This window comes from Pseudomonas sp. RA_5y_Pfl1_P24, assembly GCF_963970945.1.
GTDB lineage: Bacteria > Pseudomonadota > Gammaproteobacteria > Pseudomonadales > Pseudomonadaceae > Aquipseudomonas > Aquipseudomonas tritici.
In genome coordinates, this window is sequence record NZ_CAXAOJ010000006.1 from 145,347 (window position 1) to 161,834 (window position 16,488).

At 61.1% G+C, this 16,488-nt stretch carries 17 protein-coding genes; 8 read left to right on the top strand and 9 right to left on the bottom strand.

The genetic code is table 11. The features are described from left to right. Positions 1 to 262: 262 nt before the first annotated feature. Both AACY30_RS11690 and AACY30_RS11695 read left to right on the top strand, forming a co-directional pair. Entirely contained in the window at positions 263 to 1,033 is a 771-nt protein-coding gene (locus AACY30_RS11690; RefSeq protein ID WP_339471197.1) for a transporter substrate-binding domain-containing protein, read from the top strand. A 40-nt stretch (positions 1,034 to 1,073) separates the two neighbouring features. Beyond that, positions 1,074 to 1,913 carry a cache domain-containing protein gene (locus tag AACY30_RS11695; RefSeq protein ID WP_339471198.1) on the top strand — a complete coding sequence of 280 codons (840 nt, stop codon included), beginning with the start codon at positions 1,074 to 1,076 and terminating at the stop codon, positions 1,911 to 1,913. Positions 1,914 to 2,045: 132 nt separating this feature from the next. Here the strand turns inward: AACY30_RS11695 and AACY30_RS11700 are convergent, their stop codons facing one another. Together AACY30_RS11700 and pobA are read right to left on the bottom strand one after the other, a co-directional pair. Beyond that, positions 2,046 to 3,563 carry an MDR family MFS transporter gene (locus tag AACY30_RS11700; protein WP_339540349.1) on the bottom strand — a complete coding sequence of 506 codons (1,518 nt, stop codon included), beginning with the start codon at positions 3,561 to 3,563 and terminating at the stop codon, positions 2,046 to 2,048. A gap of 65 nt (positions 3,564 to 3,628) precedes the next feature. Then, complete coding sequence (gene pobA, locus AACY30_RS11705) at positions 3,629 to 4,813, bottom strand: 4-hydroxybenzoate 3-monooxygenase (protein WP_339540437.1); 1,185 nt, start codon at positions 4,811 to 4,813, stop codon at positions 3,629 to 3,631. A gap of 189 nt (positions 4,814 to 5,002) precedes the next feature. Here pobA and AACY30_RS11710 point away from each other — a divergent pair, with 189 nt between their 5' ends. Continuing rightward, positions 5,003 to 5,881: a helix-turn-helix domain-containing protein gene (locus AACY30_RS11710; RefSeq protein WP_339540350.1), complete on the top strand. Its 879-nt coding sequence runs from the start codon at positions 5,003 to 5,005 to the stop codon at positions 5,879 to 5,881. 34 nt (positions 5,882 to 5,915) lie between these two features. Here AACY30_RS11710 and AACY30_RS11715 read toward each other — a convergent pair whose 3' ends face one another. Together AACY30_RS11715 and AACY30_RS11720 are read right to left on the bottom strand one after the other, a co-directional pair. Then, the gene (locus AACY30_RS11715; protein WP_339414912.1) at positions 5,916 to 6,092 is read right to left on the bottom strand and encodes a hypothetical protein; all 177 of its coding nucleotides are present in this window, start codon (positions 6,090 to 6,092) and stop codon (positions 5,916 to 5,918) included. A 100-nt stretch (positions 6,093 to 6,192) separates the two neighbouring features. Next, positions 6,193 to 7,098 (bottom strand): LysR family transcriptional regulator, encoded by a 906-nt coding sequence (locus tag AACY30_RS11720; protein WP_339540351.1) that lies wholly within the window; start codon positions 7,096 to 7,098, stop codon positions 6,193 to 6,195. Between the two features lie 104 nt (positions 7,099 to 7,202). On the opposite strand from AACY30_RS11720, the gene AACY30_RS11725 reads away from it, so the two are divergent. From AACY30_RS11725 to AACY30_RS11740, 4 genes are all read left to right on the top strand, one after another. Continuing rightward, positions 7,203 to 8,069 carry an MBL fold metallo-hydrolase gene (locus tag AACY30_RS11725; RefSeq protein ID WP_339540352.1) on the top strand — a complete coding sequence of 289 codons (867 nt, stop codon included), beginning with the start codon at positions 7,203 to 7,205 and terminating at the stop codon, positions 8,067 to 8,069. A gap of 34 nt (positions 8,070 to 8,103) precedes the next feature. Then, on the top strand, positions 8,104 to 8,718 hold the full coding sequence (locus AACY30_RS11730) for an NAD(P)-dependent oxidoreductase (protein ID WP_339471203.1): 615 nt from the start codon (positions 8,104 to 8,106) through the stop codon (positions 8,716 to 8,718). A 163-nt stretch (positions 8,719 to 8,881) separates the two neighbouring features. Then, positions 8,882 to 10,069, top strand: coding sequence for a cyanate transporter (locus tag AACY30_RS11735; protein WP_339540353.1), 1,188 nt, complete (start codon positions 8,882 to 8,884; stop codon positions 10,067 to 10,069). 137 nt (positions 10,070 to 10,206) lie between these two features. Then, positions 10,207 to 11,142: a LysR family transcriptional regulator gene (locus AACY30_RS11740; protein WP_339471205.1), complete on the top strand. Its 936-nt coding sequence runs from the start codon at positions 10,207 to 10,209 to the stop codon at positions 11,140 to 11,142. A 32-nt stretch (positions 11,143 to 11,174) separates the two neighbouring features. On the opposite strand, the gene AACY30_RS11745 is transcribed toward AACY30_RS11740, so the two are convergent. Further along, positions 11,175 to 11,537 carry a 5-carboxymethyl-2-hydroxymuconate Delta-isomerase gene (locus tag AACY30_RS11745; RefSeq protein WP_339414918.1) on the bottom strand — a complete coding sequence of 121 codons (363 nt, stop codon included), beginning with the start codon at positions 11,535 to 11,537 and terminating at the stop codon, positions 11,175 to 11,177. A gap of 49 nt (positions 11,538 to 11,586) precedes the next feature. Continuing rightward, complete coding sequence (locus AACY30_RS11750; protein WP_065874789.1) at positions 11,587 to 12,510, bottom strand: LysR substrate-binding domain-containing protein; 924 nt, start codon at positions 12,508 to 12,510, stop codon at positions 11,587 to 11,589. A 129-nt stretch (positions 12,511 to 12,639) separates the two neighbouring features. On the opposite strand from AACY30_RS11750, the gene AACY30_RS11755 reads away from it, so the two are divergent. Then, positions 12,640 to 12,819 (top strand): hypothetical protein, encoded by a 180-nt coding sequence (locus AACY30_RS11755; protein ID WP_339456435.1) that lies wholly within the window; start codon positions 12,640 to 12,642, stop codon positions 12,817 to 12,819. On the opposite strand, the gene AACY30_RS11760 is transcribed toward AACY30_RS11755, so the two are convergent. From AACY30_RS11760 to AACY30_RS11770, 3 genes are all read right to left on the bottom strand, one after another. Continuing rightward, positions 12,797 to 14,116 (bottom strand): MFS transporter, encoded by a 1,320-nt coding sequence (locus AACY30_RS11760; RefSeq protein WP_339540354.1) that lies wholly within the window; start codon positions 14,114 to 14,116, stop codon positions 12,797 to 12,799. The genes AACY30_RS11755 and AACY30_RS11760 overlap by 23 nt on opposite strands. Before the next feature lie 55 nt (positions 14,117 to 14,171). After that, a complete protein-coding gene (locus AACY30_RS11765) occupies positions 14,172 to 15,494 on the bottom strand; it encodes an MFS transporter (RefSeq protein ID WP_339540355.1) in 1,323 nt (440 codons plus the stop codon). Positions 15,495 to 15,567: 73 nt separating this feature from the next. Beyond that, on the bottom strand, positions 15,568 to 16,446 hold the full coding sequence (locus tag AACY30_RS11770) for an SMP-30/gluconolactonase/LRE family protein (protein ID WP_339540356.1): 879 nt from the start codon (positions 16,444 to 16,446) through the stop codon (positions 15,568 to 15,570). Positions 16,447 to 16,488: the final 42 nt, after the last annotated feature.

The window sequence follows — 16,488 nt, forward strand, 5'->3', positions numbered from 1 at the left end:
GGTGGGCGTGCGTGACGGCAGTGGAACAAGGCCCAGAACGCGAGATCGGACGGCAGTGTCGCGGGGAGGGTGTCGGGAGAGCCGTCCATGCAGGGATCACAGTGCTGAAGATAGCGGCCAGCCTCACACGCCTGCACAGGTGGGTAAATTCAGGGTTGATGGAGTTTGGTTGCGACTTGGCTAAACATTCGCAGCGCCTTGCCACCCTGCCCAACGCTGGAAATAATGACCGCCCAAGACCATGCCCCAAGGACTCGACCGCATGAAAGCTCTTTTTGCCCTGTGTGTATTAGGTATGGCCACCAGCGCCCTGGCCGACACCGCCCCTTCGCGTCTAGACCAGGTGCTCCAACGCGGCACGCTCAGCGTCTGCACCACCGGCGACTACAAGCCCTACACCTCCCTGCGCGCCGATGGCAGCTACGAAGGCATCGACATCGCCATGGCCGAGTCCCTGGCCAAGAGCCTCAACGCCAAAATCCAGTGGGTGCCCACCACCTGGAAAACCCTGATGCCGGACTTCCTCGCCCAACGCTGCGACATTGCCGTGGGCGGCATTTCGGTGTCGCTGGAGCGCCAGAAAAAAGCTTTCTTCAGCCAGGCCCTCGGCGTCGACGGCAAGATCCCGCTGGTGCGCTGCGCCGATGTGCAGCGTTATCAGACCGTCGAGCAGATCAACCAACCGCAGGTCCGCGTGATCGAGCCCGCCGGCGGCACCAACGAAATATTCGCGCGCGCCCACTTGGGCCAGGCGCAAATCCGCTTGCATGACAACGTGACCATCTTCGACGAACTGCTGGCGGGCAAGGCCGACGTGATGATCACCGACGCCAGCGAAGCGCGTTACCAGCAAAAGCTCAAGCCAGGGCTGTGCGCGGTCAACCCTGAGCGGCAGATGCAGTACAGCGAAAAAGCCTTCATGCTGCCCCGCGATGATGTGGCATGGAAAAGCTATGTCGACCAATGGTTGCACCTGAGCGTGGCCACCGGGGTGTATGACGGCATCGTCAGTCAATGGCTGGCGGCGCCCTGAGCTACGCTCTTGGCACATCAATAAAAACGAGGGATAGGTTATGACGCGATTGCTTCGAATCACCTGGCTGCTGCTGTTGTGTTTCAGCCAGGTGCATGCCGCGACGGCTCAGGATGAGGATGCGCAGGCGGCCAAGGCGCTGCTGGAGAAAGCCTTGGCCTACTACCAGAGCAACGGCGACAAGGCCTTTGCCGCGTTCAGTCGCCAGGGGGAGTTTATTGATCAGGATCGCTATGTGTTCGTGGTCGATACCCAGGGCGTGCTGCTGGCCAGTGGCGGGCCCTCCTCCGCCTTGATCGGACGCGATGTGTCCGACGTACTGGGACCGGATCTGCGCCAGTCATTTAAAGACGCGCTGAAGGTGCCGGAAGGCCAGGGCATCCAGCAGGCCGATTACCGCTGGCAGAACTGGAACGATGGCAAGGTCGAGCACAAGCACGTGTTCTACCAGCGCGTGGGCGAACGCATCCTGGCCGTGGGTTATTACTTGCCACGGGCCACACCGGAACAGGCACGCGCCCTGCGCAACAAGGCAGTGAACGCATTGCTCAAGGATGAGTCGGGCACGCTCAAGGCGATCAACTCCTTGCAAGGCGGCTTCTTGCAGGATGACCTCTACGTGTTTGTCGTCGACCTCAATACCCGACGCTACGTGGCCCACGGCACCACCCTGCGGCTGATCAACACCGACTTCAGCAAGATCAAGGACCCCGACGGCAAGCCGGTGGGCGAGCCGATCCTCAAGCTGATGGCCGAGCAGGACCAGGGTGAATACACATACCGCTGGAAAAACCCGGTGACCGGCAAGGTCGAGAACAAGCATGCGTATGTGCGCAAGGTCGGGCATTTCATGGTGGCGGTGGGTTACTACAGCCCCTGATTGGACTTGAAATGCAATCTCCTGTGGGAGCTGGCTTGCCTGCGATAGCGGTGTATCAGTAACAGCTGTGCAAGCTGAACCACCGCTATCGCAGGCAAGACAGCTCCCACATTTTGAACTGCATCATGCCGGTTATTTTGCCTTGTCTTCGCGACCGCGCAGCACGCGGTTGGGCATCGCAATCGCCGCCGCCAAGCCCAACAACGACACCGCCGCACTCACCATCAGCAAATGCCGGAACGTCACCGCCAATTCCCCGCGCAAGGCGTCCTGCGCCGGGCCGGGAGCAGCGTTGAGGCCATCAAGCAACACATTACCGGAGCTACCTTCAACGGCCAGCGCGCCGCTGGCCAGGTGGGCGAAGCTGGAATCCTGCAACAGCGCCAGCAACAGCGCCGACATGCACGCCACCCCCACTGCCCCACCGAGGGAACGGAACAGGTTGGTGGTGCTGGTAGCGACGCCGATATCGCGTTGTTCCACCGAGTTTTGCGTGCCCACCAGCGAGGTGGGAAATTGCATGCCGGCCGCGATCCCGCACAGCAGCATAAACACGGCTGTCAGCCCCACCGCCTGAGGCGCGCTCAAGGCCATGCCGAGAATCGCAAAGGGGCTCAACAGCGCGCCGCTGAGGATCATCGGTTTATAACGCCCGGTCACCGAGGTCATGCGCCCGGCAAAATAGGCGCCCATCGGCAAGCCCATTGCCAGCGGCAGCAGGTGCAGGGCGGCGCTGTCGGCACCTGAGCCGGTCACCGTCTGATAACGCAGCGGCATCAGCACCGTCAGGGAAATCGCCTGGAAGCTGGTGAAGAAAATCGTGCACCAGCACAACACCGCGCTGCGGTTGGCGAACAAATGCATCGGCAACAACGGCTCACGCGCGCGGCGTTCGTGCCAGACAAACAGGCTCAACGCCAGCAGCGCACACGCCAGCAGGCCCAGTACTTCATTGTCACGCCAATGATGGCCCTGGCCGATTTCGGTGATGCCCAGCAGCAACGCGGTCAGGCCGACGATCATCAGCACGGTGCCGAGGTAATCGATGATCGGCTTGCGCTGCGGCACCGGCAGCCCCACCAGGGTGCGATGGGCCACGTACCAGGCGCCGGCGCCCAATGGCAGGTTGATCAAAAATACCCAGCGCCACGACAAGTACTCGGTCGTGTAGCCGCCGAGGACCGGCCCGGCCACGCTGGCCACCGCGTACATACTGCTGAAATAGCCTTGGTAGCGTCCGCGTTCACGGGGCGGGATGATGTCGCCAATGATCGCCTGGCTCACTGAAATCATACCGCCGGCGCCGATGCCCTGGAGGATCCGCGCCAGCACCAGTTGCTCCATGCTTTGCGCCATGCCGCAGAACAGCGAGGCCAGGGTGAACAGGCCCATGCCGATCAGCATCATCGGCCGGCGCCCATACAGGTCGCCGAGCTTGCCGTAGATCGGCACGGCCACGGTCATCGCCACCATGTAGCCGGAAATCACCCAGGCCAGCAGGTTGACGTCGTGGAACTGCGCCGAAATGGCCGGCATGGACACTGCGACAATGGTCTGGTCCAGGGCACCAAGGAAGATCGCCATCATCAGTGAGGCGAGGATACTGCGCACAGCGGGAAGCGGCGGAGCGGGCTGATTGAGGTGCGTCACGGCAAGACCTTCGAGCAGGGCCCGCGGGAAAGTCGGCCCGCGGGAATGCTCGATACGATAGCAGGCTACTCGATAGCTTCGTAAGGAAGTCCGACGTAATTTTCTGCGATGGTTTTGCGCCCTGCCTCGGAGTGGATGAAGTACTCAAGCTCACTCTCAGCAATGCGCTGGCTGAAACCGTCCGCCTCGGGAAATTGATGCAACATCGAGGTCATCCACCAGGAAAACCGCTCGGCCTTCCACACCCGCCGCAGGCAGATGGCGGAATAGCGTTCCAGCAAGTCCACGCGCCCCTCGCCGTAGACCTTGAGCAGAATCCGATACAGTGTGCTCACGTCACTCGCCGCCAGGTTCAAGCCCTTGGCGCCGGTGGGCGGCACGATATGCGCCGCGTCGCCCAGCAGGAAAAGGCGGCCGTACTGCATCGGTTCCACCACGAAACTGCGCAGCGGCGCGATGCTTTTTTCGATCGACGGACCGGTCACCAGGTTCTCGGCGAGGTGGCTGGGCAGGCGGGTTTTCAGCTCGTCCCAGAAGCGTGCGTCAGGCCATTCATCAATAGGTTCTTCCAGCGGCACTTGCAGGTAATAGCGGCTGCGGGTCGACGAACGCATGCTGCACAAGGCAAAGCCATGCGCGTGCTTGGCGTACACCAACTCAGCGTGCACGGGCGGCGTGTCGGCCAGTATACCCAGCCAGCCGAAGGGGTAGACCCGCTCGAAGACCTTGAGCGATTCGGCCGGGATCGATTGGCGCGCAACGCCGTGGTAACCGTCGCAACCGGCAATGTAGTCACACTCCAGGCGAAACGCCTCACCCTGGTGCTCAAACGTCAGCCAGGGTCGATCACTTTTAAGGCCGTGGGGCTGCACGTTATGGGCTTCATAAAAAGTGGTGGCGCCAGCGGCGGCACGCGCGGCCATCAGGTCGCGGGTGACTTCGGTCTGGCCGTAGATCATCACCGACTGGCCGCCGGTCAAGCCCTTGAGGTCGATATGGGTGAGCTGGCCGTTCAGCGCCAGCTCGAATCCGTTATGCACCTGGCCTTCGCTGTCCATTCGCTGGCTGACGCCGGCCTGCCTCAACAGGTCGACCATGCCTTGCTCCAGCACCCCGGCACGAATGCGCCCTTGCACGTAATCGGCGCTCTGGCGCTCTAGGATAAGGGTCTCGATACCCGCATTGTGCAGCAATTGACCGAGCAGCAGTCCAGAGGGACCGGCGCCGATGATGGCGACTTGGGTTTTCAGCGTTTTCATTATTTTTATGGCCCGCAAGTTCCACCCGAACGGACAGGGTGAAAGAGTTGTCATTGGTCTTGTTGCTGACATTTTTCACTTGAGCGAGCAGCATAAGAAGGTGAAAACTGAGCCAAAGCCTGCGCTTTTTGCCAATTGGGGCGATTACCGCACCACTGTCCTGCGTATCGGATTGAAACCATGACCAAAACCGCGATTCCGGTCTTCAAGCTTTACGGGGAAGACCAGCAATGGCCGACCCCCGATTTGTTGCACTGTGAAACCATTTCCCGGCGCAGTCGGGAATACCAGTGGGAAATCCAACCCCACCGGCACGCGGATCTGTGCCAACTGCTCTACGTGCACAAAGGCCAGGCACAGCTGGAAATCGAAGGCCAGCGCACCACCTTGAATGAAGCGACCCTGCAGGTATTGCCGCCGTTGTGTGTGCACGGGTTTCGCTTTCCCGAGGATGTTGAAGGCTATGTCGTGACGCTCGCAGCGCCGCTGGTCAGCCATCTGCAAGCACAGCTGGGCGCAACGGTAGACGGCTTGCAGGCATTGGGCAGTTACCCGGCAGGCAAAGACAGTGATTACCTGAACAGTCAGTTTGCCCGTCTGCAGGATGAATACGCCGACGACCAGCCAGCGCGGGACATGATGATGCATGCGCTGGTCAGCGTGCTGCTGGTGTGGATCAGCCGCCAGGCCATCCAGCATCGCCACCCTCGGGCGCCCAGGGGGCGTGAATACTTCCGGCGCTTTACCCAACTGGTCGAGCAGCATTACCGCGAACACCCGAAGATCGAGGACCTGGCCCACAAGCTGGGGATCTCGGTCTCACACCTGAACGGAACATGTCGGGAGTTGGGTGGGCAGCCTGCGCTGCAGATCATGCATGACCGCCAGTTGCTGGAAGCCAAGCGTCTGCTGACTTACACCAGCATGACCATTAATGAAATGTCGGAGGTGTTGGGCTTTTCCGACCCGACCAACTTCTCACGGCTGTTTCGCCGACGGGTCGGGTTTTCGCCCAAGGCGTTTCGCGAACAGCTGAAGGCCGACGCGCCGCAAAGCTGAATGTAAGCGCGAGCTTTTGTGGGAGCGGGCGGTTTTAGCGCAAGGCACTGAAACTGCCGGTACGCGGAACACATTGGTCCTGATGGCAGCTGATCGCAAAGGTCGGCTGCAGACGCGTTTGCTCCACACGGTAGGCGGCAGCCCCGTACAGCGCGCTGGCGAGTGCGCACAGGCTGAAAATCATCAGGTATTTTCTGGTTTTAATACTCATGGCACAGACCTCTGAGCGGATCTACAGGGTGCTATCCAAAGCATAGGTCAACGCGCGCGAGTTGCCATTATCAGGCGACATTCAACACGGTTATGTCGACCTAGAGACCCGCATCCCATGCGGGCTCTTCCGGGAACCGCACCACCAGGAAATCCAACAGGCTGCGCAGCGCCGATGGCATGTGCTTGCGCGAGGCGTATACCGCGTAAATGTTCATCCGGCGAGGCTCTGCATCGGGCAGCAGGCGTACCAGTTCACCGCGGCGGATGTAGTCGCCGGCCTGGTAACTGGGCAGCATCGACACCCCTGCCCCGGCCAGCGTCACGCGCAACAAGGTGCTGGCCTCGTTGGAAGTGATATTGCCGTTGATGGGCACCGAAACGTGCTCGCCACGCTCTTCGAAATGCCACAGGCTTTTACCGAAATAAGAGTGGGTGAGGCAGTTGTGCCCGGCCAGGTCTTCGACTTTCTGCGGGGCCGGATGCTCCAGTAGATAAGCCGGCGTGGCGCAGACCACTGAGCGACACACCGTCAGCCGGCGGGCGATAAGGTTGGGGTCCAGGTCATTGCTGGTGCGGATGGCCAAGTCGATACGCTCATCCACCAGGTTCACCGTGCGGTCGAGCATCTGCAGGTCAACCGTCACCCGCGGGTAGCGCTTGACGTACTCGGCGATGGCCTGCGCCAATTGCGCCTGGCCGAAAGACGTACTGACACTCAGGCGCAGCAGGCCGCGGGGCGCGTCGTCGGGCTCGCTGACAGCGGCCTGCATATCGCCGCTCAGTTCCAGCATTTGCCGACAACGTGGCAGGGTTTCACTGCCGGCCGCCGTGAGGCTGAGCTTGCGCGTGGTGCGGTGCAGCAAACGTGCGCCGACCCAGTCTTCCAGCTCGGCCAGGTAGCGCGACACCACCGGCCGCGACAGGTCCAAATGGTCGGCGGCGGCGGACTGGCTACCCAGGTCCACCACCGTGACAAACACGCGCATTGCTTGAAGACGATCCATGATTTGCCCGATTTTAGAAACAAACTATGTCCCAGCATCGCATTTTTAGTCTGGTTTTGTGCAACTAAGCTCTGTGCATCCCTTACCCATGCTGGAGCTGTCCGATGTTCTCAACCTTCAAGCGCCTGACCCTGGCCACCGCTGCCTTGGCCTTCGCCGCCCATGCGGCTGCGGCCGACCTGACGCTGGACGTGTACAACCCAGGCGAAGCCGCGATCTTCCCGGTCAGCTCGGTGCTGGTCAGCGGTGCCAAGGACGCCATCCTGGTGGACGCGCAATTCGGCAAGGGCCAGGCCGAGCAGTTGGTGCAAAAGATCCGCGCCAGCGGCAAACACCTCACCACCATCTACATCAGCCATGGCGATCCGGACTACTACTTCGGCCTCGACACCCTCACCGCCGCGTTCCCCGACGCCAAGGTGCTTGCACCGCAACCGGTGGTCGACCACATCAAGGCGACCGTTGTCGGAAAACTTGAGTTCTGGGGCCCGAAAATGGGCGCCGACAATCCGGCCAAAACCATCGTCCCGCAGGTGCTTGAAGGCCACAGCTTGACCCTCGAAGGCCAACAACTGGATGTCATCGGTCTGGATGGCCCGCAGCCGGATCGCAGCTTTGTATGGATCCCGTCGATCAAAGCCGTGGTCGGTGGTGTGCTCGTCGCTGAAAACATCCACCTGTGGATGGCCGACACCCAGAGCGCGCAATCCCACAAAGATTGGCTCGCCACCCTGCAACGCATCGAACAGCTCAAACCTCGCACCGTGGTTCCAGGCCATTACCTGGGCACACCGTCGTTGAAATCGGTGGCCTTTACCGCCGACTACATCAAGGCCTTTGACGTCGAGACCGCCAAAGCCAAGGATTCCGCTGCCCTGATCGCGGCCATGAAAAAGCGTTACCCCACCCTCGCTGACGAGAGCTCGCTGGAGCTGAGCGCCAAAGTCGCCAAGGGCGAAATGAAGTGGTGAAGCGTTTCAAACCTTAACCGTCCTGGAGAACGTCATGAGCAAGATTGCAATCATTGGGGCCACTGGCCGTGCCGGTAGCCAACTGCTGGAAGAAGCGCTGCGCCGTGGGCATAGCGTTGTAGCCATCGCACGTAATACCGACAAGCTGGCCGTTCGCCCTGGCGTCACCGTCAAACAGGTTGACGCACTGGACGCAGATGCCCTGCAACACGCCGTCAGCGGCAGCGATGTGGTGATCAGCGCCGCACACTTCGCCACCCTGCCCGCCAGCGCCGTGATCGGGCCGGTGAAAAAAGCCGGGGTGAAACGCCTGCTGGTGGTGGGCGGTGCCGGTTCGCTGTTGCTGCCGGGTGGCGGTCGGGTGATCGACAGCGAAGGCTTCCCGGCAGAGTACAAAGCCGAGGCCAGTGCGGGGGCTGCGTTTCTCGATGCGCTGCGTCAGGAGAAGGAACTGGATTGGACCTTCCTGTCGCCCTCGGCGGAGTTTGTTGAGACCGAACGCACCGGTAAATTCCGTGTAGGCAAGGACGATTTGTTGGTGAGCCGTGAAGGGCGTAGTTGGATCAGTTTTGCTGATTACGCGATTGCCCTTATCGACGAAGTGGAATCACCAAAGCACTCCCGCCAGCGTTTCACCGTGGGCTACTGACCCAACGCGGTTAAAAACTGTGGGCGCTGGCTTGCCTGCTCCCACATGTTGATCAACGGAGAATCAGTCACCTGCAATTTTTCAATAGGCACTGCGACTTTCTCATTTGCCCCACGCCTCCCCTCCATGGCCTGATTCGCCCTTGCTCACTCAAGGCCCGCTCATGGAAACCGTTCACACCAAACCCACCACCGCCCTCTGGCTGATGATCAGTGTCGTGCTGGTCGCCCTCAACCTGCGCCCATCAATGGCCGCCGTGGGCCCACTGTTGTCATCGATTCGCGGCGACATGCCGCTGAGCTTCAGCAGCGCGGCGTTGTTGACCATGTTGCCGGTGACGGCCATGGGCTTGGCGATGTTCTTTGGCATGGGCCTGGCAAAGCGTTTTGGCGAACACCGCAGCATTGTGCTGTCGCTGCTGGTGATTGGCATCGCTACGCTGTCGCGGTTGTTCCTCGATTCGGCGCTGGAGCTGATCGTCAGCGCCATCGCGGCCGGGGTGGGCATTGCGATGATCCAGGCATTGATGCCGGCGCTGATCAAGTCGCGATTCAGCGATAACGTCTCGCTGTTCATGGGCCTGTACGTCACCGCGATCATGGGGGGCGCTGCGCTGGCGGCGTCGTTCGCGCCCTTCGTGCAAGTGCAGACCGGCAGTTGGCGCATTGGCCTGGCAATCTGGGCAGTGCTCGCGGTACTGGCGCTGGCGTTCTGGCTTGCGCAGCGCTCGGTGCTGCCGCCGTTGCCGCAAACCAATGCCGGCCCACAGGCATCGTTTTTCGGTAACGGCCGGGCCTGGTTGCTGGCCGTCTTTTTCGGCCTTGGTACTGCGTCCTACACCTGCGTACTCGCCTGGCTGGCGCCGTACTACGTGGAGCAAGGCTGGAGCGAACAGAACGCCGGTTTGCTGCTGGGCTTTTTGACGGCAATGGAAGTGGTGTCCGGCTTGATCACCCCCGCCATCGCCAACCGTCACCGGGATAAACGCGGTGTGGTTGCGGTGCTGCTGGTGCTGATCATCCTCGGTTTCTGCGGTTTGATTCTCAGCCCGCAATACCTGAGCCTGCTGTGGCCCTGCCTGCTCGGCCTGGGCATTGGCGGGCTGTTCCCGATGAGCTTGATCCTGTCCCTTGACCACTTGGACAACCCGCGCCGCGCCGGCGGCCTCACCGCGTTTGTGCAAGGTATCGGCTACTTGATAGCCGGGCTGTCGCCGCTGATCGCGGGGATGATCCGCGATCAACTGGGCAGCTTCGAATGGGCCTGGTGGTCGCTGACGGCGGTGATCGTAATGATGCTGCTGATCGTCACGCGCTTTAACCCAAAACACTACGCACACCATATCCACTGAAGTCGTGTTGCAAACAGTATTTGTCTCACGCCAAACATAGAAACGCCCTACAGAGCTTTCTAATGGCACGCTCGTTCCGTTAAGCTTTTGCGCTGTCTTGTACTGAGTTCGGTACAACGGGTTTACGGACGAAACCGATGTTAAACAGTAACTTGCTCAGAAAGCTCGACATGCAGGACTTGATGGTATTTATCGCCGTCTATGACCAGAGCAGCGTTACCGAGGTGTCCGAAACGCTGTTTGTCAGCCAGTCCACCGTGAGCTACAGCCTGAAGAAGCTGCGCACCAGTTTCGAAGACGAGTTGTTTATCAACACACGAGCGGGCATGCGCCCGACGTACAAGGCCACCACCATGTACGGCCATGTGCAGAAAATTCTCGAGAGCATCAACCTGTGCCACGCCGGTGGCCAGGCCTTCGACCCGACGCAAAAGGCCGTGACGTTCAACGTGTGCGCGCCGGAATATTTCGAACAGTTGATCCTGCCGCGCCTGTTGAAGCACTTCGACCGCGCCGACCTGCCGGTGATCGTCAATGTACAGAAGCTGGAAACCGACATCCCCGCCGACGACCTGCGCGATGGCCGTCTCGATCTGGTGATCTGTTTCGGCCCCAACTTCCACCGCGCCCATAAAGACTTCCGCACACAGATGCTGCTCGAAGACGACCTGGTGTGCGTGTTCGATAAACGCTCAGCGCCGCGCGAACCGGCCTTCAGCCTGCAAACCTTTGTCGAGCGACGGCATGTGTTCCCCACGCCGTGGACCTCCGACACCAACATGATCGACGGCTGGCTGGCGCGCCAGGCCCACAAGCGCCAAGTGATCGCCCGCGCCAACAGCTACAGTGCGGCGCTGAAGATGATCACCGGCACCGACTTTATCGTCACCCTGCCGCGCCGCGTGCAAAAGCTGTTGGCGCCTGCGGCGGTGTTCGGCCATTGCGAGGCGCCCAACGGTTTGCCGGGGTTCACGCTGGAAATGCAGTGGAATGAAACCAGTGAACAGGACAGTGCCAATACCTGGTTTCGTGAGCAGGTTGTAAAAGTCTGCGCGGACCAGGGCTTGCTGTGAAAGGACCCTACGCCGGTGGCATCGTTGCGGTGTCAGCCGATGACGGCTTTGCTGTAGGCATCGCGGTCCATGTCCACCAACAGGACACTCAGTTGAACCTGTATATCCGCCGGCCAGTCGCTCGCGTCCTGCAACGCCGCCAGCAAGCTTTCCGACAACTGCTTCTTGACCTGTGGTGACCGCCCGCTGAGCAGCGAAAGCTTCAACGCGACAAACCCACGCGGATCGAGGGAAGTGCCTACCTGGAAACTCTCGACCTTGACCGCACGGCTTTTGATATCGAACTCGGAACCGAACTGGCCAGAGACCATCAGCACGTTGTTGAGCCGCAACAGGACTTTCTCGACGGCAAGGCCTGTCAGGTTGGCGGTGTATTCCAGGTGCAGGTGTGGCATGAAGGGCTCCAAATTTATTGTAGGAAGTTTCGCAGGTATACCATGCGAGTCAGGCCTGGGTCGCCAACCCTCGATCACTCATGAAGGCCTCCAACCGCGACCGCACCCAACGCTCAGCCGGGTCAGTGTCCACATGACTGAGCCAGACCATGGACAAATCCAGGGTCGGCGTCTCGAACGGGAACGGCTCACAGAACAGGTGGCCCGACACCGCCATGGCCTCGGCGGTGTAGTCCGGCAGGCTGGCGATCAGGTCAGTGCCGGCGAGCAACGCCGGCAGCGCGCTGTATTGCGGCACCGACAACACCACGTGGCGTTTGCGGCCGATTTCCGCCAGCCACTCATCGGCAAACCCCGACACGTTTGCGGTGTGGGACACCAGCACATGGGGGCGTGAGCAATATTCATCGAGGGTCAGCGGTGTGTCGGAAGCATCGGCGCGCAGCAAGCGCGGACGGATATGGCGCAGCAGCTTGCGCTTGGCATTCGCCGGCAGGCCACGGGTCTGGGTGATGCCGACGGTGATATCGCCGGAGGCCAGCAGGTCGGGAATGCGCCAGTAGTCCACATGCTGCACCACAAACACCACTTGCGGCGCTTCCTGGCGCAAGGCGCGTAGCAACGGTGGCAGCAGGCCGAACTCGACATCGTCGGATAGGCCGATGCGAAAGGTCATGGTGCTGATGGACGGGTCGAAATCGTGGGTCAGGCTCAGGGCCGATGACAATGAATCCAGGGCCGGCGACAGGTGCTGGATGATTTCCTCGGCGCGCGCAGTGGGCTCCATGCGATGGCCGACACGAATGAACAAGGGGTCGTTGAACAAGGTGCGCAAGCGGTTGAGGGCCGAACTGATGGTCGGTTGGCCGAGAAACAGCTTCTCCGCCACCCGCGTGACATTGCGCTCGAGCATCAGCGCTTCGAACACCACCATCAGGTTGATGTCGGCCTTGCGTAATTCATTGCGATTCATCGGCGCCTGCCCCTTTCCCCAAGACAAGCCGCAGTTTAGAAAGCGCGGGGGCCTGCGTCTATGTGCACACTGTTCATCCAGCCGCTTTGCAGCTATAAAACAGCACGCCAAGGTCGCAGGAACACGCCCGTGCTGGTCACTCTCGCCTCGGCCATTGTATTGGCCGGTTTTTGTATCTGGGTCATCCAGCTGATTGCCAACCCCACCGCCCGCACACTGCTGCGGGTGTTTGTCGGCCTGTGCCTGGCGGCGATGGTGGCGTATGGGGTGCTGGCGTCGGGCTTTCCTATTTCGTTGCTGGTTTCATGATTGCCTGTGGCGCGGGCGCGTACTCCTGGCCCTGACGTAAACGCAAGGCTGCCAATGCCGCGATCACCAACACCACCGCAATCACTTTCAAGCCGTTCATCGCGTTGCCGGTGCTCATCTCGATCGCCCCCATCACCGACGGCCCGACAAACCCGCCCAACAGCCCGCAGGCGTTGACGAAACCCAGCCCGCCCGCCAGCGCAACGCCTTTGAGGCGCGAGGCCGGGTACAAAAAGATGATCGACTGCACCACAAAGAACATCACCGCCGAGAGGCAAAAGCCCAGCAAACTGAACACTGGCCCCGACATCGAGGCAATGCCCAGGCCCAACGCCATGGTCAGCAGCCCTGTGACCAACAAGCGACGGCAACGCCCGGGCGTGGTGGCAAAACGCGGAATCAATACCGCGCCGAGTGCCGCCGCGATCCAGGGCAATGAGGTCAGCAAGCCGACGCTCATGGTGCTCAGTTCGCCGTACTTGCTGATGATGCTTGGCAGGAAAAAAATCACCGTGTAGATGGTGATCTGATGGCAAAAGTACACAAAGATCGCCAGCAGAATTTGCGGGGTCAGCCAGTTTTTCAACGAGTGCCCGCCCTCGCCCGCGCCCTCTTCGGTTTCCAGGGCGATGCGCTGTTCGATCCCACGCGCTTCCTCGGCCGACAGCCACGGCGCCTTGCTTGGACGGTCCGGCAGTTTGCGCCAGACCACCCAGGCAAAAGCCACCGCCGGCAAACCTTCCAGCAGGAACATCCACTGCCAGCCGTGCCAGCCGAGCAGACCGTCCATGCGCATCAACGCCGCGCCTACCGGGCCGCCGATGATGTTGGCGAAGCACACGCCGAGCAGGAAGTAACCGGTGGCACGCGCCCGTTGTTCACGATTGAACCAGTAGGTGAGGTAGAGCATGACACCGGGAAACAGACCGGCTTCGGCAATGCCCAGCAACAGGCGCAGCACGTAGAACGAGGTCTCGCCCTGCACAAAGGCCATCGCCGCCGAGATCAGGCCCCAGGTCACCATGATCCGGGCGATCCAAAACCGCGCGCCGACCTTGTGCATGATCAGGTTGCTGGGGATTTCCGACAGCGCATAGGTCAGGAAAAACAGCCCCGCGCCCAATCCGTATGCAGCGGCGCAAATGCCTAGGTCGACATCCAGGTGATGCTTGGCCAGGGCGATGTTGGTGCGGTCCAGAAAGCTCAAAATATAGGCGATGATCAGCAAGGGCATCAGCTTGACGAACATCAGTTTGTTTAACGCCTGCGGCTCGCGGGCGGGGGTGGCGATAGTCATCGGCAATTCCTCTTGGCGCCCCGCCAGCCGGGCTGGGGGGCGCATCAGTGTTGTTCTAGGAGTCGAGTTGCACAGCCAACGCCGGCGGGCGATGTGAAAACAGCTGCAGCAGCGCGCCGCCGAGGGCGCAGCCGGCCATCACGAAAAAGCACACGGTGTAGCCATGCAGCGTGGTCCAGCCGCCGCCCATGGCAATCAGGCTGCCCATCAGCAACGGCGCCAGGCCGCCACCGATAAACATCGCAGTGGTGATGATGCCATTGGCGGTGGAGGTCGCCGACGGCTCGGCAGAGTCGCAGGCCACGGCGTAGTAGATCGGCCACACCGCATTCGCCACCAGGCCGAACAGCAGTTGCACCACGATGATCAAGGTCAGCGTATTGGCGAAGTAGAACGCGCCGACACTCGCCGCCATCCACAGCCCGCAGATGATCAGGGTGGCGCGCCGGCCAATGATGTCCGACAGGGACGGCCACACCAGTTGCCCGAGAATGCCGGTGAGGGTGAACACCACGCTCATCCCCGCCGACTCCGCCAGCGACAGCCCGGCGATGTTGTAAAGGTAGGCCGGCAGTACAATGTTCACGCCCATGTACACCACTTGCGTGAGCATCGTATTACCGGCGGTAAGGGCGATATTGCGGTTGCGCAAGGTGGCGATAAACGTACGCCAGGCCTCGCCTTTGACTTGGCTGGCTGGTGCGCTGTCGGGCGGGGTCATGCCTTTGGCGGCGATGTCGACGTACAGCGCCGTGATGCGCTCGGCCGTCGAATAACGCGCCCAGAAAATCATCAGCGGCAGCGCCACCACGAAGGCGAAGAAGAACACGTAACGCCAGTTGTCCTCACCAAACACGGTGATGACAAAACTCGCGACAATGCCACTGAGCATGGCGCCAATCGGGTAGCCGGTATGGTGCGCGCCCAGGGCAAACCCGCGACGCTCCACCGGCCACCATTCGGCGGTGTTGCTCACCCCGACCGGCTCGCCCCAACCGGCACCGAGGTTGACGCCGACGCGCAGGGCAATAAAGGTCGCGAGGTTACCGCTCAAGGCTTTGAAGCCGGACAGAAACGAAATCGCGGTGTAACCCAGCACCAACGGCACTTGGAAGCGCGCACGTTTCCAGCCGCCGCCATAACGGTCGCTCCACATGGAGCCGGGGATATCCAACAGCGCCAGCGCGAGCATGACCACCGTGGCCACGGTGCCCCATTGGTCGGCGGACAAATCGAAATGCTTGGAGATGGTCGGCCCCAGGCGCAACACGATCTCACGGTCGTAGGCGTTGAGGATCCAGATCATCCAACAGACCAGCAGCGACACCCAGGAATGCCGGTGAATGCTGCGCAGCGACGCTTTTTTTATAGTTGCCATGGGCCTCTCCAGGCGCGCGAAGGCGCGCACTGACACAAGGTTGCGAAGGAATATGCCTTATTGAAAAAACGCGCTAGCTGGCGAACCTTCGCTCAGCTATTCCTTGCACGCCCAACCCGGTAATGGCGAACAGCGCACCGCGCTGCTGGCCGTCTGCCGGGAAACGCGGCAGCGGCGGCTTGGCCATGGAGGTCACAAACAGGGTGTCGAGATTCGGCCCGCCGAAGGTCAGGCTGGTGACCTTTTTCACTGGCATCTGGATGATGCGGTCGACCTGGCCATCGGGGGTGTAGCGCACCAGTTTTCCGGCGTAGACCAGCGCTTGCCACAGACAGCCTTCGGCATCCACGGTGCAGCCATCGGCGGCGCCACCCGTGCGGGTGTCGACGTTGGCAAAGGTGCGGCGGTTGCTCACGTTGCCGGTGGCGAGGTCGTAGTCGTAAGCCCAGATATCGCCGGACCAGGTGTCGCAGAAGTAGAAGGTTTCACCCGACGGGCTCCAGCACGGGCCGTTGGACACGATGATGCCTTCGTCCAGGGTGTGCAGGCTCAGGTCGGCATCGAGCCGGTAGAGCTTGGCACTGGCGCTGTCCTCCAGCGTGTCCATCGAACCGAAGATGAAGCGGCCCTGGCGGTCGACCTTACCGTCGTTGAGGCGGTTGTTTGGCAACTGCGGTTCCGGGTCGATGATCTGGTTGAGCTCGCCGCTGTTGAGGTCGAGGGTGTGCACGCCGTTTTGCAGGGCGACGATGGCACTCTCACCGTTGTGGCGCAGGGCCATGGAGCCGATTTTCTGGCCCACCTCCCAGGCACGCAATTCACGGCCGTAGTCGGTGCAGCGCAGGATGCGACCGTCGGCGCTGTCGATCCAATACAAACGTTGTTGCTCGACGTCCCACACCGGGCCTTCGCCCAGGGTGGTCTTGACGTCGACAAGCACTTCGATACGCATGGTGTGATCCCCTTATTGTTGTTGTGCGGGATACAGGCCGCG